Below are 16,667 nucleotides of genomic sequence, written 5' to 3' on the forward strand. Positions count from 1 at the left end.
CTTCCCCACACGCCCACCCCGTCCGAGGAAACGAGATCCGTGCCGCGCGGCACCGGGACGGCTTCGAGGTGGTCGTCGCCACGGCGGTGTGTCCCCTACCGGGCGCCGGCACGGCGGGGCACGTCATCGTCGCGACGGAACTGCAGCATCTTCGGCTGTGGGACTCCCGGCTGGCATTGTTGAACGGGCTGGCGACCCAGTCACCTGTCGGCCTGGCCATCTACGACACTGATCTGCGCCTGACCTGGTGCAACACGGCCTATGAACGAGAGATCGGACAGCCGTTCGCCGAGTTCCGCGGCCTTCACCCCGACCAGATGTACAGCGAGGGAAGATTTGTGACCAAGGGGCATCCGCCCACGCTCGACGGCGTCATGCGCCACGTGCTGGATACCGGGGAACCCTTTCTGGACCTGCATTTCCTGGGTCGGCCACCCAGCGATCCGGAGACGGATCACCTCTGGTCCTGCGCCTACTACCGGCTCCAGGACGCCGACGGCCACGTCTTCGGAGTGTGCGAGGACGCGTTCGACATCTCCGACCGTCACAGGGCGCAGCGGCGGCTGGCCCTGCTCGTCGAGGCCGGCCGCAGGATCGGAACCACCCTCGATGTGATGGTCACGGCCGAGAAGATCACCGAGATGGGGGTGCCGGCGTTCGCCACCACCGTCACGGTCGACCTTGCGCGGATGGTACTGGAAGGCGAGTTGCCGGCCGCCAGCGGTTCGGCGGCCATGCCTCTGGTCCGAGTCGCCCGCTCGAGTGAGGAGACCGGCGCCGAGGAACCGGGACAGCGGGCTTCGCCCTCATCCGTCGCAGACCACCCGCCCGTTGAATACCCGTCCGGTTCTCCGCAGGACCGCAGCCTCTCCTCGGGCGGACTCGTGCTCGACGACACCACCCTGGTCGTGCCGCTCCGGGTGGGGAGCGGCATGCTGGGACTCGTCACCTTCGTCCGCGGTGCCGCTTCCGCCAACTTCGACAGCGGCGAAGTGGCACTGGCCGACGAACTGGTGGCCCGTGCGGCTGTGTCCATCGACAACGCCCGCCGGTTCACGCGTGAGCGCACCGCCGCCCTGGCCCTGCAGCGCCAGCTGCTGCCGCAGCAGCTGCCCGAGGGGTCAGCGGTCGACCTTGCCTACCGCTACCTTCCCACGGACGACGTGACGGGGGTCGGTGGCGACTGGTTCGACGTCATCCCCCTGTCCGGGACCCGGGTCGGACTCGTGGTCGGCGACGTGGTCGGCCACGGTCTGCAGGCAGCCGCCACCATGGGGCGACTGCGTACGACCGTCCGCGCGTTCGCCCAGATGGACATGGACCCCGTCGAACTTCTCTCGCGGCTGGACGATCTGGTGGCGCAGTCGGCGGAGGAACAGTGGGGCGAGATGGGCACGCCGGACGGCACCCACGCCGATGTGACCACGGGAGCGACCTGTCTCTACGCGGTCTACGACCCGGTGTCGCGGCGATGCGTCATGGCCAGGGCCGGGCACCTGCCACCGGCGATCGTCGATCCGGACGGCCGGGTGTCCTTCGCTGACCTGCCGGCCGGCCCGCCCCTGGGACTCAGCGGCCTGCCGTTCGAGTCCATGGAGATCGAGCTGCCTGTGGGCAGCCTGCTGGCCCTCTTCACCGACGGTCTGGTCGAGGCTCGCGACCGTGACATCGATCATGGACTCGACACCCTGAGACAGGTACTCAGCGACCGGCACGCCTCCCTCGAAGAACTGTGCGACCGTACCGTGAGGGAACTCCTGCCGGGCGGTACGACGACGGACGACACCGCGCTGCTGCTCGTCCGTACCCGCGAACTCGACACGTCGCAGGTCGTCGAATGGGACTTGCCCGCCGAACCCGTCACCGCCGGCCGTGTCCGGGACCTGACGACCCGGCAGCTGCGCGACTGGGGTCTCGGAGAACTGTCCTTCACCACCGAGCTCGTCGTCAGCGAGCTGGTGACCAATGCCGTCAGATACGCCGAGGGGCCGATCCAGGTACGCCTCATCCGTGACCGCACTCTCTTGTGCGAGGTAGCCGACACGGGTCACACGTCACCGCACCTGCGCCACAGCGGCGAGGAGGACGAGGGCGGGCGCGGCCTGTTCATCGTCGCGCAGCTGGTACAGAGGTGGGGGACCCGCTACAGCCGCTTCGGCAAAACCATCTGGACCGAGCAGCCCTTTCCCACGACGTCGGGGCAAGACGGTCCGGCGGCCCCGGGGACTCGTTCTCGGGCGTGAGACGAGCGGCAGCGATGCGGGGTCACCGAGGAGGTGGGGTTGCGCCACGCGGTCGCGGTTGCGGCCCCCGGCCTCCTCCGGCAGGGGCGGCACGACCCGACGCCACGGCTGATCCGATCGCAGTATCGGCCAATGACCGGGCCACGGCTCGGGCCGTCGGCGTGTGCGGAAGTGATTTGCCCCGCCCACCGGAGTTCCGGCCGCGGTACGCGGCGGCGTCATGACGCAGCAGCACGGCGCAGGCACCGGCGGCCAGACCGTTCTTGGTCAGCCTCCCCCGATCCGGGCCGTACGCCTCGCCGACCGCACCCTTGTCGCTGTGATGCACCCATGACTAGGCTCCGGCTCACTTTCACGAACAGCACACTTCTTCTTCATGTCGAATCGGCTCTTCTCCGGTCCGGCGGCTCCGCGTCGGCTGCCGGCGGGGGTGAACGTCGTGAACCAGCCGTCGGCACCGGCATCGCCGGTGCGGGTGTCCCGCAAGGTCCACCGTGACCTGCGAATCCTGTGGTGGACCAATGCCGTTGACGGCCTCGGCACGCAGGCCCCCGGCATCGTCCTGCCGCTGCTGATCCTCGGCGGAGCCCTGTTCGAGGCGGCCCGGCCGCTGCCCTTCCTGGCCGACGCCCTGTCGTACGCCGCGACCGCGCTCGGTATCCGGTCCCTGCGCGCCCCGCGCGACCCGCCCGTGCCGGAACGCCGGAAAGCAACGGCGGGGACCGGCTTCCGGACCGTGACACGCTCTGCGCTGCTGCGGATGGTCCTGGTGTGGGCGTCGGCGGCCTCGGTCATCGTGACGCTGCTGTCGTACACGGCCGTGTTCGTGCTCGCCGCCGACGGTGGCACCACCATCGGGCTGGTACTCAGCGCGTCGGGGGCGGCCGGGCTGGTGGGTGCCCTGCTGGCACCTGGTCTCGTGGCACGGCTGGATGCGCGCGGTGCCGTGGTCCTGGCGACCTGGATTGAACGGTGCCCGAACCCGATGTTCTTGGAACGAAGTCTGACGGTCTCAGCCAAGCGCGTGGGATCCCGTGTCCAACGGACGTGGGGGCTGCACCATCCGTTCCCCGGCGACGAGTGCCACTTCACAGTCAGGACTGATCACGCTCCCGGAAAGAGCAGGTGCAACCTCGCCCTGGACCTGAGCGACTTCCTGTAGGCGGACCCGCTGGGATGGGCCAATCCAAGGTGACCGGCCGCTCGCATCCACCACGTACAGCCCAGGCCCACCAACACCCCGATGACAGAGACCGGTGGGAAAGGACCTATCTTCTCGGGCATGGATCACCAGGGTGAGTTTCGTCGGGCAGCGCTTGAGTTGGGCATACCGGACGACGAGATCAGCAGATTCAGCCAGCACCTTCGTTTGGCGATCGGGTTGTCCGGGGGTAGCGATGGTTCTCCGGTCGGGCACATCGGTGGGTTGCCCCGGCTGCCGGTGGGCATGAAGTGGCCGTCCGCCGGGGACATTCCGTTGCCGTTGCTCCTCTCCGTCGATTGTGGGGCGCTGCCGAGGGTCGACGGCTTCGACCTGCCGACGGACGGGACGCTGCTCTTCTTCGTTGACCGAGAGATGGACTTCGGCGAATCTCGAGCTGCTCCGGGGCAGTATGCGCGAGTCGTGTATGTACCGGAAGGCACCGAAACCGCGGTCGCGGAACCCCCCGACTCCGCGTGTGTCAGCGAGCGCATCGACGTCTGCGCCGAACTCGGAACCGATCTGCCCCTTTGGCTCGAGGAGGGCGACGAGGACTGGCACGAGTTCTGGGAGGATCTCGAGTGGGACGACATGTCGTCCTTCCAGCAGCAGTTGGCCCGGTACATGGAGCGTGAACTGCCGCACCTGGAGGAACTCCGTGCTCTGGCCCACGGCCTCTGGTCGTCTGGCGCCTACTTCGTCATCGGCGGGTATCCCGATGACGAGGTGATCGACAGCCTTGCGGAGCAGACCCTCGCGGGACGCGAGAAGGCAGGCAAGATCCCAGCCATCCCGATCTCGAAATGGTATTCCCACCTGGAGAAGGAAAAGCACCGGCTGGCGAGCGAATGGATCTCGCTCGCCAGTGAAGCCCCGGTCTACGAGGAGTACTACACGAGTTTTGTGATCCGCCACGACGACTTGGCCGCCGTACGGGTGGACAAGGCGCTGGCCGTGACCAATTTCGAGGCCCCGTGACCTGGTTCGACGCACCTGTACCGCTGGCCCCTGCGGTGGCTGCTCACCGCCCGGCTCGACCGTGCCCGGGAACTCCTGGAAACCACTGGACTCGCCGTCGACCACATTGCCGACCGATGTGGTCTGGGCAGCCCCTCCAACCTGCGGTTGCACTTCCGGCGCTCCCTCGGCACGACACCGACCTCCTATCGCGCGGCGTTCGCTCCGAGGGGACGGTCGGATTCCGCCCAGATGTGAACGGGTTGTCGGGGCTCAACGGCTTCGGCGCCGAGGGTCGAGGGCCGAAGGCCGAAGGCCGAAGGGTGACTTACGGCTGCCGGGGGCCACACCGACGTGTCACCCGGACGCGTTTCGCGGGAGGCGGCGGGCGTCTGCTGGATGGCGGGTGGCGACGGTGCCCGGCTCGCTGGTCAGAGGGTGGGGCCATGTGCCTGTTGCCTGGCCAGCTCCTGTCCGATGAGACGGGTCAGTTCGGTCAGCCGGAGACGTTCGGTGGGGTGGAAGTCCTGGGCGTCGATGGTGGCGCGCAGCCGGGTGAGTGCGGAGTGAACGGGAGGCTGGTGGGCGGGTGGGCTGGTCCAGGCGAGTTCGCGCAGCAGCATGGCGATGCGGGCGAGGACGGCGGGTTCGGCGGCGCCGTAGCGCATTGGCTGGGTCACTGCCAGGTCGAGCAGTTCTTCCAGGTTCGGCCGTTGTAGCACGACTCTGACCTGCTGGTCGTTGTCGAGGAGCAGACGGGGGCCAAGGTGGCGTTGTGTCAGTTCGCACAGCAGTGCGGAGGAGTGGGAGAGGGCGTGGACAGCGGTCGTGGGGTCGTTGACGCCTGGGGAGAGTGCTTTGGCGGCGATGTCGGTGAGCTGCCGCAGGCTGAATGCGATGTCCTGGTGGTCGGTGCGTTCGGGGCCGGTGGTCACAGCTTTGGCGGCTGCTTCGGTCAGGCGTGCCCGTGTCTCGGGGGTGAATCGCTCACGGGTGCGTGGCCAGGCGGCGCCCATGGGTGTGCCGGTGATCAGAGAGCTTCCGGGGTGGCGGTCGATGAGCAGGATGGCGTCGGCTGCTACGGCAGCATTGAGTAGGGCTTCCTCGTCCACGGAGGTCAGGAAGCCGGAGGTGCAGGCCGTCAGAGTCAAGGCATCATTGGGCGGTCTGTGAGGGGCGTCCGGGTGGGCTTGGGCAGCGAGGTCCCTGTGTGGCGCGTCCTCCATGTGGGGCAGGAGCCGCTGGATGGTGCGGTCGGCGGCGGAGTGGACGCTGCTCATCATCGTCTCGACGCGGATCTCGCGTGCCAGGTGTGACAGGAAGAGCACGAGGCCGAGGACGCTGGCCAGCGTGAGAAGCAAGGCCACCGTGACCGACATCTGAGGGACAAAGCCGCTCCGCTCGTCCTCGCCGGTGCGTACGGTGCGCAGCACGGTCAGGGCGTAGGTGAACGTGGCGAGGAAGAGTGCCAGAGTCGTCTGGACGTAGCGGTCCGCGGTGAAGGTCCGCAGCAGGCGCGGGGAGAACTGGCTGCTGGCCAATTGCATGACCAGGGAGCCGGCGATCGCCTCCAGCACCGAGCGTGCCGCGTCTGCATTGCCGCCGAACAGGTAGTCCCGCAGCCACGTCGGGATGTCGTGCTGGAACCGTTCATCCAACCGCGGCAGGCCCACGCCCGCGACGACGGCAATTTGGTGGCTCGGAACGTGACGTGGCTGGCCGTCGCGATGCTGGCCTGCAGTGCCGTCGTGGTGGGAGCCCGAGGGGAAGAGTTCTCCGCTCTCCGCTTCCTTTCCGGCGTCGTACTCCTTGCCGCCGTGACGAGGCTGCGGGTACCGGCACCCTATGAGGCGGTGTTCTCCGTCGTCGTGACGCTCGCTTTCTGGTGCGATGTCGGTCGGTGGTACCACCGGGTCCCGGAGTTGGACACGGTGGTGCATTTCCTGCTCACCGGAGCCGGCTCCGTAGTCGCCTTGTTCGCCCTGCTCAGGGGCGCGGGACGAGAGCTGAGGCAGGCTGCCGCCAAGATGCCGCGTTGGACGCTGACCCTTCTGGTCGGCATGGCCGGGACCAGTGCTGCCACGCTGTGGGAGCTCTATGAGTGGGTCGCTGAGCAGGTCTCGCCGGGAACGATGCAGGTCGGATACGGCGACACCGTCGCCGATCTGGCCGTGGGCGTCGCGGGCTCTCTTCTGGCCGGCGCGCTGTTCGCCGGGTCTTCCCGCACCGCCCTGGCGGGCGCTGCTGACGGTGCGGGCGGGACCAAGAGGACCGCGGGGCGAGGGAAGGACTCGTGAGGGCCGGGAGTGCAGCACGTTCTGCCGTGACCGGGCTGGCCGAGACCTCGACGGTCAGGTGCGGCGGCCGCCTGGCAGACGGCTCCCCGTAGGCGTGCGCGGCTTATCGGGTCGGGGATGAACTCCCGTCGTAGACGGGAACCTGCGACTGGATGTTGAAGGTGGCTGTTCCGGCGTCTTCGAAGCGCATGGTGAACTGCATGAAGTCGCCCCCTCTGATCTGCCGACGCACATCGCGCAGCACCAGGTGGGTCTCGCCCGACTCCAGTTCTACGAGCTTGTTCGCCGGCAGTTCCACCCCGCCGGGCTGCGGTTTTCCGTCTGGGCCGACGATATCCACCGAGACCGCGTTCGGCGTGCTGGCACCCACCAGCTTGTCGTCCTCACCACCCTTGTTGTAAAGCCAGACATACGCGGGGACGTCGTCTCCCGGCTGCCACGGTTCGCCTTGCGGCTCAGCCACGTGGGCGTAGCGGATCATGATGTCGCCGACACGGCCGTTCTGGCCCGGCGCCTCCCAGTCCGGGAGCGAAAAGTCGTCATCTCCGCCGCATCCGCTCGCGGTCAGCGCGACGGCAAGCGCGGTCGCAACAAGGGCGCACCGGCCACGCGCCGCGAAGAGAACTGACATGATCGCTCCTTCTCACCGACCCAGCGTTTCAACCTTGCGTACCCCAGGGGGCCCGGGCAAACGGTGCAGAGCTGATCGGGGGGAAGGCGGCCCCCATGCGGTCACGCTGTCCTCACCTATCTGTGTCGATCAACCATGTCCCCCTCGAAGCGCTGTCGGACGTCGTGCGCGAGGCGCCAGTACCGTCATGAGCGGGCGGCGAGGTAGTGCGCCAAGCTGTCGTTGGCGTACTTCGCCCATGCACCCCATGGGGATTGCGGGTGCGGTGGGGCAACTTGCCAGGCAGTAGATAGGGGGAGGGATTCGTCCAGGGCCCGGCTCATTCGGGTGGTGGTGCGCGGCAGGGCGATCTGTTCCTTGATGAGCTGGCCCAGTCGGGGCGGGAGCAGGCGGTTTCGTTTGGATCAGCCGATCGTTGGTCTAGGTGTGCCGTTGACCGACGCGCAAGAGTGCGCGTGGGGGGTGCCGAACTTGGCCGTGAGCTTGTCGAAGACAGCCCGCAGCTTCGGCTCGCTGTTCGGCAGCTGCTTGTCGAACACATTCTTCCCGGCCGGGATCAGGCCGTGGCCGTGATGCGTCTGCTTGCCGACGTCGGTGTCGTTCGCGTCAGGCCGGTGAGGCCGTACGCGTACGCTTGCCCGCGTCGTCGACGAGGCCGAGGACGTTGCCGGTGGCGTCGGTGAGGTAGTAGTAGGACTTCCCCCAGTCGTCATGGAGTTCAGCGTGCCCGCCGGTTCGCGGATGAATCCGGTGTCGCTGCCGCACCGCAACAAGTCCATCGCCACCTGCAGCAACGTCTGGGGCGACTCCAGCGGGACATTCCTGCAGCGCGACGAGTACCCCTTCACCTCGACCAAGGAAGGGTCGAATAACTGATCGTTTCAGAATGAAGTGCTTGGCTAGCCGGATGAACCTTGCGAGGATTCGATCTCAATGGCGCCGATCGGAACCGGGGGCAACCTCCAGTGAGGCAGTGGCGACTCTTACGGGGCGAAGTCCTGGTCGGTGAACTCCATGAGTCCGGGATCGACCAGCCGTCCTTCCTCGCCCACTTCAGCCCGGGACCAGGGTGGGAGAGTGTCAGGGGCCTCTTCGAGGCTTGGGCATCTCTCAGCGGCCCTGACCCAGACGGGACTCGAACTCTTGCAGTCGTGAAGCCTTTGCGGGATCTGGACTTGACCTTGGTGTCGGGTGACGAGCAGGTTCTGCTGGAGGTCTTCAAGAACTGCTCGCTGCGCATCGACGGGCTGGAGGCTCGCCTCCGCTACTGATCCACCGCTGCCTGAGTTCGCTGAAGTCGTCGCAGACAGATGACGCTGCAGGCCAGTTCAAGCAGGCCCTGGTGGAGATCGCCGCGTCGTTCGTAGCGGGTGCGGAGTCGCTTGAACTGGTGCAGCCAGGCGTAGGTCCGTTCAACCACCCAGCGCACTTTGCCCAGCCCGGAGCCGTGGTCAGTGCCGCGACGGCAATCATGGGTTTGATGCCTCGCTTCCACAGCAGACGACGGTACTTGTCGAAGTCGTAACCGCGGTCGGCAGACAACCGCCGGGGCCTGCGGCGGGGGCGCCCCCGCACGCCCCGTATCGGCGGAACCGTATCCAACAGTGGCAGGAGTTGGGTGACGTCGTGCCGGTTACCGCCGGTGAGTGTGACTGCGAGCGGAATGCCGTTACGGTCGACGATCAGATGATGCTTGGAGCCGGGGCGGGCACGGTCGACCGGCGAGGGGCCGACATGGTCCCCCCTTTGAGGGCCCGGATGTGCGAGCCGTCCACGGCGCAGTCGTCGAGGTCCAAGACGTCGGCATGGCGCAACTCGCTCAGGAGGGTGGCGTGCAGGCGGGGCCAGACACCAGTCTCGGTCCAGTCCCGAAGCCGGCGCCAGGCCGTGTCGGGAGACTTGTCGTACCGGGTGGCGATGCCACGCCAGGCCTTCATCTTGTTGATCAGTCGCTCGACGGTGTTCCTCTCCTTGCACGTCAGAGGGCCATGCCTCCCGTTGCGTCGATGACCTGGCCGGTTACCCAGCGTGCGTCGTCGGAGGCGAGGAAGGCCACGATGTCGGCCATGTCTTCCGGCCGCCCGATCCGGCCGAGGGCGGCAAGAGACGCCGCTTGCGCCTCGGCATGCGGATCGCCCAGCAGGGTGGCCGCGCTGGCATCGGTGAGGACGGTTCCGGGGGCCACCGAGTTGACCGTGATGCCCCGGGGGCCCAGCTCCTTGGCGAGGGCGAGACTGAAGTTGTCCAGGGCTCCCTTGGTGGCGCCGTAGGCGATCATTCCCGGCGTGGCCAGGCGGGCCACGGAGCTGGAGATGTTGATGACCCGGCCCCCGTCGCGCAGGCGCGGCAGTCCCTGCTGCGTGACGAAGAACGGTGCACGCACGTTCACGGCGAAGACCTTGTCGAAGGCGTCCTCGGTCAACGACTCCAGGGATGCGAAATCCCCGATGCCGACGTTGTTGACGATGATGTCGAGCTTCCCGTCGGGCACGTGCTCCGTGCCCGCGGCGTCGAAGGCGGCCCAGAGGCGGGCCGCGTCGCCGCGTTCGCCCAGCCCCGCCTGGAGTGCGAAAGCCCGTCCTCCGTTCTTGCGGATGTTTTCGACGGTCTCGCTCGCCGCCGTCTCGTCGCGGGCGTAGGTGACGCCGACGGCGGCGCCGTCCTGGGCGAGCCGCTCCGCGATCGCCCGGCCGATGCCCCGGCTGCCGCCGGTGACCAGTGCGACCTTGTCCTCGAGTGCTCTTGCAGACATGGCGGAAGACCGCCTCCCGTTCGTCGAATCGTCTCTTGAGTGCTATGGAGCGCCTAGACCAGCGGCTTGTGTTCGGGCCACCACCGCTGGACGGCTTCGACAGCCGTCGTCGGGCTGACGTTGAAGCAGAGCTTCGCGCCGGGTGCCAGCTCGTGGGTGGTGTTGACCAGCACCTCCAACAGCGGGGTCAGCTCCGGGTCCAGCCGGACGCCGGCGCCGATCAGCACGATGTCGTAGTCCTTGGCGGTCAACGCGGCGCGAAAGACCGCCTCGGCCGTGCGGCCGTAGTCGAGCAGGCAGACATCGACACTGAGGCCGAGCTCCTCGAGCCGAGCCCGGCCCGCGGCCATTCCGGCCCGGACCGCCTCGGCGTCGATTTCAGGGAACGCCGCCCGTGACGAGGGCGCGTCGTCCACCAGCGCTGGATCCAGTCCGACGTTGAGCATGGACGGGGACATGTCGGTGTACCTCCGGTGACCTGGGGTTTCTCGGACCCACGGTAGGCGCCTGGAGGTCGGGCGGCCCTCCCACATTTCTGGGATACCGTGGCAAGGGTGAGTTCCCCGATGGTCCGGCGCGAGACCGTGCGCGACATCGAGGCGATCTGCCGTCTCGACCTCGACTCCCGAATACTGCGCCGCCGGATCGCCGACCGGCTGACACGCCTCATCCCGGCCGACTCCTACTGCTTCAGCACGATCGACCCGATGACGCTGCTGACCGCCGACCAAGTCAGCGCCGGGCTCGTACCGGAGGCGGCCGCGGCCGCCGCGCACAACGAGTACCTGGTGGACGACGTCCTGAAGTTCGCGGCGCTGGCCCGCTCCGAGGTGTCGGCGGGCACGCTCGGTGCGGCCACCGGCGGTGATCCGGAATCCAGCCACCGCTACCGGACCGTGCTGCCGATGATCGACGCACGGCATGAGCTGCGGGCGGGCTTCGTGGTGGACGGCCGCTGCTGGGGCGTCGTCGCCCTCTTCCGCGGCGGCCGGCGGCCTGACTTCACCCCGGCCGACGTCGGCGTCCTGCGGCGGTTGTCCGCCTCGGTCGGTGCGGCCCTGCGCCGGGCCGCCCACCGGGCACCCGACGACACCGCTGCGGGCCCGTCCGAGGCCGGAGTGCTCCTGCTCGACCAGGACTTGCGGCTGTTTTCGGAGAACCTGGCCGCGAAACTCTGGCGGGACGAGCTGGGCCCGTCGCAGGCGGAACTGCCGTCCGCGATCCTGGAGGTGGCCGCACGGGGAAGAGGCGCTGAGCTGCCGGCGTACGGACGCATCCGCGGCCGCTCGGGCCGGTGGCTCTCCGTCCAGGCCTCGCCGCTGAGTGGTGGCCCGCACCCGGCGGCCATCGCCGTGACGGTACATCCGGCGCCGGCCGCCGACGTGGCCGAGATACTGCTGCTCGCGTACGGGCTTACACCGCGCGAGCGGGACGTGCTGGCGCGAGTCGTCGCCGGTCTGCCGTCGCGGACCATCGCCGTGGAACTGCACATCACCGCGGCGACCGTGCAGGACCATCTGAAAGGTGTGTTCGCGAAAACCGGTGTCCGCAGCCGCAGCGAACTGGTGGCGACGGTCCTGGGCCTGTGACCGGACGAGTGATTACTGAGTTTTTCGTTAGGGACCGTATCCAGTTGTGATCAATCTGCGGGATTCGACCTCGCGGCACGGCGTGAGCCGGTGGACCTGGTGTCATGACGCAGGTGCAACTGAGCGACGCTGAATGGGAGTTCGTCGAGTCCTATCTGCCGATCGGCCCGGTTCGGTCCGTATCCCGAGCGGTTGCGGCAGCAGTTCGAGGGGGTGATCTGGCGGTTCAGGACCGGTGGGCAGTGGCGGGAGATGCCGGCTGAGTTCGGTGCCTGGCCCACCGTGCACAACCGCTTTAGGCAGTGGCGCGACGCGGGCGTCTTCCAGGCCCTGCTGGAGGGGCTGATCGCGGAGGCGGCCCGGCGGGACGAGGTGGACCTGTCCCTGGTCAGTATCGACTCCACCACCGTGCGCGCCCACCAAGACGCGGCCGGCATGCACCTGCGCCCAGACGTCCTCACCGCGCTGGAGAAGGCCGCGGCCGAAGAATAAGCCAGGCCAAAGGGGGCGGCAACAACGGACGAACCGGACAGGACATCGACACCGACCCCGGACGGCAGGAGCGGCGCCGCGTCCGGCGCCGGCACCGGCTGCGGCTGAAGGCCGCTTCGACGGGCCGCTCCCGGGGCGGGCAGACCAGCAAGATCCACCTCGCCGGCGACCGCAGGTGCCGCCCGCTGGTGTGCTGCTCCTGACCGCCGGACAGGCCGCCGACAGCCCTCAGTTCATCCCCGTCCTGAACCAGATGCGCGTCCGTCTGCCCGTGGGCCGTCCGCGCACCCGGCCGGACGCCGTGGCGGGCGGGCGACAAGGCCTATTCCTCCCGTGCCAACCGCGCCCACCTGCGCAAACGCCGCATCCGTGCGGTCATCCCGGAGAAGAAGGACCAGCTGGCCAACCGCAAGAAGAAGGGCTCCCAGGGCGGTAGGTCCGTCGACTTCGACGCCGAGGTCTACAAGGAGAGGAACACCGTCGAGCGGCTGATCAACAAGATGAAGGCCTGGCGTGGCATCGCCACCCGGTACGACAAGTCTCCCGACAGCTACCTCGCCGGCCTCCACCTACGCGCCTCGATGATCTGGCTCAAGGACCTCACCCGAGCCACCCATTGATCGGAACTCATTACGGTCCCTAGTGCCGTAGCAGGCAACGTTTGCCCTGTAACCTCCTGGGGTGTCAGCTCGTGCTGAGTGGTGCGCTCTCCTCATGGTCGAGCTGGTGGTCCGCCCAGATGTAGCTTTCGGGAAGCAAGTCGGTGACGGGCACCATCCGGAGGCCGTCGTTTGTCCCGACGATGACCTTGAGGGCTGGGAAGTAGTCAAGAAGGACCTGGCGGCAGCGGCCGCATGGGGGCACGACGCCTCGGTCGCGGTCACCCACGGCGACGATGGTGTCCAGGTCGTAGGCGCCCTGGGCGGCAGCGGCGCCTATCAGCACCAGCTCCGCGCAGGGGCCTCCAGTGAAGTGATAGGCGTTCACCGCGGTGACGATCCGGCCGTCTCGGGCGCGGGCCGCAGCCGCCATGGTGTGGTTGTCGCCCCGGCAGCGTGTGGCCGCGACGTGTGCCGCTGTCCGGATCAGTTCGTGGTCGACACGGTCGGTCTGTGTGGTCATCTTCTCTGCCTTCTTCTTGCACGGTCAGGCGACGTTGGCCTTGTCGACGACGGCGCGTAGGCGCCGGTCGTCGGCGTGGCGGTTTCGCCAGATGATGTAGCGGCGGATCATGCTGCCCTGTTCCTTGTGGCTGGCGTGGTCGGTGCCGTCGAGGGTACGGTGACGCCCGCGCTGCTCCGCTCCAGCAGCGGAACCCCGACTTCGCGTTCGAGGACCCGGATGGAGGTGGACAGGGCCTGCTGGGACAGATGGAGCCGGGCGGCTGCGCGGGTGAGGCTGCCTTCCTCGGCGACGGCGATCAGGTGATCGAGTTTGTTCAGGTCCAGTCGCACCTCAACGCCCTTCGGCTCGATGGCGGACGGTGAAGAGGTTGGCTGTCAGCGTGGCGGCAACCGCCAGGCCCATGCCCAGGACGGCGCCGCCGATTCCCAGGGCGGGTGCGCTGAAGCCCAGAGCCAGCACCACGAGTGCACCGGCGACTACCAGCAGGGCGTGTCCCATCGCTCCGGTACGGGTGGCCCGGTGCAGTGCTCCCAGTATCAGGAGCGCGATCACCACGGGGACGGCGACCGACAGTCCGGCACCCCGGGTGGAGAGGTGTCCGTGGTGTTCGGCGGCGTCCAGAGCCGCCTCCAGGCCCGCGCCGATCGCGGCCAGCGCGGCGAAGACCACGTAGTGGCCGTACCCCCAGACCAAGGCGGTGCGCAGGGTGGTCAGTCCGGCGTCGTTTCCGGTGAAGTAGATCCACCACAGGGCGAAGACGAGCAGCAGCCCTCCGATCGCGATCATGAGAACGGGGGCGGACAGGCCGTGGTCGTCCACAGCGGAGCGGACGGCGGCGAGTGAGCCTAGGATCACCTCGCCCAGGACGATGATGGTGAAGAGGCTGTAGCGCTCGGCGATGTGCCCGGGGTGCCAGCTGGTGGGGTGGCCCCGGTATTCGGCCCATGCCGGTACGGCCAGCTCGGCTGCGACCAGGACCAGGAAGGTGGTCCAGGCCCAGGCACCGGGTGCCCACAGGCGGGCGACCCAGCAGATCTGTACCACGGTGATACCGGCGGCGTAGTGCAGTGCGCCGCTGCGGCCCTCGGGATGCTCGATGGCGGCGCGCAGCCACTGAGCGACCATCGCGACCCGCATCACCACGTAGCCGGCCACGACGAGGGTGAAGTCACCGTCCTCGAACACGGCGGGCACACCTGATGCCAGTACGAGCACGCCGGCCATCTGCAGCAGCGTCAGAAGCCGGTAGGGAACATCGTCGGTGTCGTAGGCGGAGGCGAACCAGGAAAAGTTCATCCAAGCCCACCAGATCGCGAAGAACACGGCCGCATAGGCGGCCAGCCCGGAGCCGACATGGTCTTCGGCGAGGGCGTGGTGAAGCTGGGACGCTGCCTGGGAGACGGCGACCACGAAGGTCAGGTCGAACAACAGCTCCAGCGGCGTCGCCGCCCGGTGTCCCTCTCTCGGGTCCCGCCCGCGCATCAGCCGCCGCAGCGGTCCGGTCGAGTCTGGGGTGGCGTCAGCCTGGCCGCTCATTACGTCTTCCTTCCGCGCTCGGTCGGCGTCACTGATCGCCCCTTCCTTCCTGCCCGGCCGGGAAGCCACGGGCACAGGCGCCGAGCGGGCCGGTCCGCCCAGCTCGCGAGCCTGGATGGCATCGGTGTTGTGCTGTACGCATCCTCCGGTGCCGCCGGTATGGCTCGCCCTCCGGCCACGAGGCGGGCCGGTGAGCGAGCCATGCGGCCGGGCGAGGGCTCCCATGGGAGCCCCCGTACCCCGGATGGCGGCCAGGAGGACCGCGTCAGGCTTGGCCGGTCTCGAAGCGGCTGATGCGCCCGTCCGTGACGGTGAAGGCCCACCGCGTGCGCATACTGCCCCAGGTGGCGTTGGTATACGTGGCCGTCAGGGTCCGGCCGTCGGCGGAGACGTCCTCGACGTCCATGCGGCTGTTCGAGGAGAAGATCTCACGCTCCGCCCACGCCGTGAGGTCACGGTCGGTGCCGTCGTCGGACATGGTGGCGTCATCGGTCAGCGTGGCGAAGAAGGCGTCCTTGTCGCCGGCGTTGACGGCAGCGACGAAGGCGGCCACCGCGGGGTCACTCGGATGTGCGGTCATCAGGACCTCCTGGTGCTTCGCGCGAGGCGCCGACGCGGGCGTCCCGGCCGTGCCCGGGGGCCGGCTGGGATACCCGCGTCGGGAGGCCATTCAACGGGTGGTGTAGCCGCCGTTGGGGAACATCGTCTGGCCGGTGAACCACCAGCCTTCGGTGGCCAGGAACCTGATGATCGGGACGATGTCCTCGATCTGGGTGAGCTGGTTGCCCATCGCCTGCGACTTGTGGAACTCCACCCGCTCCGGAGTCTCCTGACCGTAGAAGAACGGCGTGTCCATCGGCCCCGGGGCCACCATGTTCACGGAGACCCCGCGGTCCGCGAACTCCTTGGCCGCCGCACGGGTGAAGTGCTCCAGCGGCGCCTTTCCACCGGCGTAGGTGGAGTAGCCGTCGGTGAAGGCGGCCAGCAGCGACGTGCCGAGACTGATGATCTTGCCGTGGTCGTTCAGTCGGCGTCCGGCCTCCTGGATGAAGAAGTACGCCGCCTTGGCGTTGATGCCGAACATGCGGTCGTACTCTTCCTCGGTGGTCTCCAGGATGGGCTTGCGCAGCACCATCCCGGTGGTGTTGACCGCGATGTCGGCGCCGCCGTAGGTGTCCACGGCCGTGTCGAAGAGCCGCCGTACGTCGGCCACCTTCGTCAGGTCTCCCTGGACGGAGACGGCCTGCCCCCCGGCCTCCTGGATCGCCTTGACCGTCTGCTCGGCGTCACTCTCGGAGGTGTGGTAGTGCACGACCACCTTCGCCCCGGCCTCCGCGAACGTCCCGCTGATCAGCCCACCCAGGTTCTTCTCGCCACCGCCGACGACGGCGACCTTGTCCCGCAGCGAGTTCTCAGTCATGCTCCGCGCTCCCTCACGTCCTTGTCGGCGATCGTCTTGATCACTTTCCACAGACGAGCCTAGGCAGACATTCCGGGCATCGGGTAACAGAAGTTCTGGGTCGCTCCACAAGCATCATCGTTACCCCCCAGTCAGCGGATCGGGGCGCCGGAGAGTGGCTGACTCCCTCCTTCCTCCCGGCGTCGCCCAGGTGCCGTCGAAGGCCCATATCCGCAGCTGGCTGTAGATGCCCCGTCAGTTGCCGCACTTCTGCGGCGGGTGGACCCACTGCGTGCCGGTCTGGAACTTGTAGGCGATCGCGTCGATCACTTCACGATGGTCACGCCAGCGGCCACCCCGCTTCGGCGTCCGGTGCGGGAGCAGCGGCTCGATCCGCGCCCACTGGGCATCAGTCAACGACACACCCGGACCTACGACCGACTGA

13 protein-coding genes and 7 pseudogenes are annotated in these 16,667 nt (G+C 68.1%); 7 read left to right on the forward strand and 13 right to left on the reverse strand.

The window, feature by feature from the left end:
- The 4 genes and pseudogenes from EBH09_RS00600 to EBH09_RS00615 form a co-directional block, all read left to right on the forward strand.
- A partial coding sequence (locus tag EBH09_RS00600) for a SpoIIE family protein phosphatase (protein WP_345940916.1) occupies window positions 1-2,243 on the forward strand: 2,243 nt, incomplete at its 5' end.
- A gap of 376 nt (window positions 2,244-2,619) precedes the next feature.
- Window positions 2,620-3,405: a hypothetical protein gene (locus EBH09_RS00605; RefSeq protein WP_121745125.1), complete on the forward strand. Its 786-nt coding sequence runs from the start codon at window positions 2,620-2,622 to the stop codon at window positions 3,403-3,405.
- A 120-nt stretch (window positions 3,406-3,525) separates the two neighbouring features.
- Complete coding sequence (locus EBH09_RS00610; protein WP_121745126.1) at window positions 3,526-4,422, forward strand: DUF1963 domain-containing protein; 897 nt, start codon at window positions 3,526-3,528, stop codon at window positions 4,420-4,422.
- 27 nt (window positions 4,423-4,449) lie between these two features.
- Window positions 4,450-4,659: pseudogene (locus tag EBH09_RS00615) on the forward strand (helix-turn-helix domain-containing protein); the annotation flags it as partial.
- A 173-nt stretch (window positions 4,660-4,832) separates the two neighbouring features.
- Here EBH09_RS00615 and EBH09_RS00620 read toward each other — a convergent pair.
- Entirely contained in the window at window positions 4,833-6,059 is a 1,227-nt protein-coding gene (locus EBH09_RS00620; protein ID WP_238697112.1) for a DUF2254 domain-containing protein, read from the reverse strand.
- Between EBH09_RS00620 and EBH09_RS38355 the strand changes: the two genes are divergently transcribed.
- Window positions 6,039-6,698 (forward strand): hypothetical protein, encoded by a 660-nt coding sequence (locus EBH09_RS38355; protein WP_238697113.1) that lies wholly within the window; start codon window positions 6,039-6,041, stop codon window positions 6,696-6,698. The two genes, EBH09_RS00620 and EBH09_RS38355, sit on opposite strands and share 21 nt — an antisense overlap.
- Before the next feature lie 103 nt (window positions 6,699-6,801).
- Here EBH09_RS38355 and EBH09_RS00630 read toward each other — a convergent pair whose 3' ends face one another.
- The 6 genes and pseudogenes from EBH09_RS00630 to EBH09_RS00655 all read right to left on the reverse strand — a co-directional run bounded on the left by EBH09_RS00630 (window position 6,802) and on the right by EBH09_RS00655 (window position 10,527).
- Window positions 6,802-7,329 (reverse strand): copper chaperone PCu(A)C, encoded by a 528-nt coding sequence (locus EBH09_RS00630; protein ID WP_121745129.1) that lies wholly within the window; start codon window positions 7,327-7,329, stop codon window positions 6,802-6,804.
- A gap of 461 nt (window positions 7,330-7,790) precedes the next feature.
- A pseudogene (locus EBH09_RS00635) lies at window positions 7,791-7,922 on the reverse strand (IS110 family transposase); the annotation flags it as partial.
- A gap of 671 nt (window positions 7,923-8,593) precedes the next feature.
- Window positions 8,594-9,218: pseudogene (locus EBH09_RS00645) on the reverse strand (IS5 family transposase); the annotation flags it as partial.
- Window positions 9,216-9,302, reverse strand: a pseudogene (locus tag EBH09_RS37645) (IS5/IS1182 family transposase); the annotation flags it as partial. The pseudogenes EBH09_RS37645 and EBH09_RS00645, both read right to left, overlap by 3 nt.
- Before the next feature lie 5 nt (window positions 9,303-9,307).
- Window positions 9,308-10,081: a glucose 1-dehydrogenase gene (locus EBH09_RS00650; protein WP_121745131.1), complete on the reverse strand. Its 774-nt coding sequence runs from the start codon at window positions 10,079-10,081 to the stop codon at window positions 9,308-9,310.
- A gap of 53 nt (window positions 10,082-10,134) precedes the next feature.
- Window positions 10,135-10,527 (reverse strand): hypothetical protein, encoded by a 393-nt coding sequence (locus EBH09_RS00655; protein ID WP_153182573.1) that lies wholly within the window; start codon window positions 10,525-10,527, stop codon window positions 10,135-10,137.
- A gap of 108 nt (window positions 10,528-10,635) precedes the next feature.
- Here EBH09_RS00655 and EBH09_RS00660 point away from each other — a divergent pair, with 108 nt between their 5' ends.
- Together EBH09_RS00660 and EBH09_RS00665 are read left to right on the forward strand one after the other, a co-directional pair.
- Window positions 10,636-11,670 (forward strand): helix-turn-helix transcriptional regulator, encoded by a 1,035-nt coding sequence (locus EBH09_RS00660; RefSeq protein WP_153182574.1) that lies wholly within the window; start codon window positions 10,636-10,638, stop codon window positions 11,668-11,670.
- 104 nt (window positions 11,671-11,774) lie between these two features.
- Window positions 11,775-12,782, forward strand: a pseudogene (locus EBH09_RS00665) (IS5 family transposase).
- 64 nt (window positions 12,783-12,846) lie between these two features.
- Here EBH09_RS00665 and EBH09_RS00670 read toward each other — a convergent pair.
- The 6 genes and pseudogenes from EBH09_RS00670 to EBH09_RS00695 all read right to left on the reverse strand — a co-directional run bounded on the left by EBH09_RS00670 (window position 12,847) and on the right by EBH09_RS00695 (window position 16,243).
- Window positions 12,847-13,284 (reverse strand): cytidine deaminase, encoded by a 438-nt coding sequence (locus EBH09_RS00670; RefSeq protein WP_121745133.1) that lies wholly within the window; start codon window positions 13,282-13,284, stop codon window positions 12,847-12,849.
- Window positions 13,285-13,308: 24 nt separating this feature from the next.
- A pseudogene (locus EBH09_RS39910) lies at window positions 13,309-13,449 on the reverse strand (IS630 family transposase); the annotation flags it as partial.
- Window positions 13,440-13,616, reverse strand: a pseudogene (locus EBH09_RS00680) (LysR family transcriptional regulator); the annotation flags it as partial. The pseudogenes EBH09_RS39910 and EBH09_RS00680, both read right to left, overlap by 10 nt.
- A gap of 1 nt (window position 13,617) precedes the next feature.
- The gene (locus EBH09_RS00685; RefSeq protein WP_121745134.1) at window positions 13,618-14,823 is read right to left on the reverse strand and encodes a low temperature requirement protein A; all 1,206 of its coding nucleotides are present in this window, start codon (window positions 14,821-14,823) and stop codon (window positions 13,618-13,620) included.
- A 265-nt stretch (window positions 14,824-15,088) separates the two neighbouring features.
- Window positions 15,089-15,403 (reverse strand): nuclear transport factor 2 family protein, encoded by a 315-nt coding sequence (locus EBH09_RS00690; RefSeq protein ID WP_121745135.1) that lies wholly within the window; start codon window positions 15,401-15,403, stop codon window positions 15,089-15,091.
- Between the two features lie 90 nt (window positions 15,404-15,493).
- Window positions 15,494-16,243 (reverse strand): SDR family oxidoreductase, encoded by a 750-nt coding sequence (locus tag EBH09_RS00695; RefSeq protein ID WP_121745136.1) that lies wholly within the window; start codon window positions 16,241-16,243, stop codon window positions 15,494-15,496.
- Window positions 16,244-16,667 lie beyond the last annotated feature (424 nt).

Source organism: Streptomyces sp. E2N166 (assembly GCF_003671715.1).
GTDB lineage: Bacteria > Actinomycetota > Actinomycetes > Streptomycetales > Streptomycetaceae > Streptomyces > Streptomyces thinghirensis.

Excerpts from the sequence above, each read along its gene's own strand:
- EBH09_RS00605 (WP_121745125.1), top strand. The coding sequence starts at position 2,620 with ATGTCGAATCGGCTCTTCTCCGGTCCGGCGGCTCCGCGTCGGCTGCCG.
- EBH09_RS00610 (WP_121745126.1), top strand. The coding sequence starts at position 3,526 with ATGGATCACCAGGGTGAGTTTCGTCGGGCAGCGCTTGAGTTGGGCATA.
- EBH09_RS00630 (WP_121745129.1), bottom strand. The coding sequence starts at position 7,329 with ATGTCAGTTCTCTTCGCGGCGCGTGGCCGGTGCGCCCTTGTTGCGACC.
- EBH09_RS00650 (WP_121745131.1), bottom strand. The coding sequence starts at position 10,081 with ATGTCTGCAAGAGCACTCGAGGACAAGGTCGCACTGGTCACCGGCGGC.
- EBH09_RS00655 (WP_153182573.1), bottom strand. The coding sequence starts at position 10,527 with ATGCTCAACGTCGGACTGGATCCAGCGCTGGTGGACGACGCGCCCTCG.
- EBH09_RS00670 (WP_121745133.1), bottom strand. The coding sequence starts at position 13,284 with ATGACCACACAGACCGACCGTGTCGACCACGAACTGATCCGGACAGCG.
- EBH09_RS00685 (WP_121745134.1), bottom strand. The coding sequence starts at position 14,823 with ATGAGCGGCCAGGCTGACGCCACCCCAGACTCGACCGGACCGCTGCGG.
- EBH09_RS00690 (WP_121745135.1), bottom strand. The coding sequence starts at position 15,403 with ATGACCGCACATCCGAGTGACCCCGCGGTGGCCGCCTTCGTCGCTGCC.
- EBH09_RS00695 (WP_121745136.1), bottom strand. The coding sequence starts at position 16,243 with ATGACTGAGAACTCGCTGCGGGACAAGGTCGCCGTCGTCGGCGGTGGC.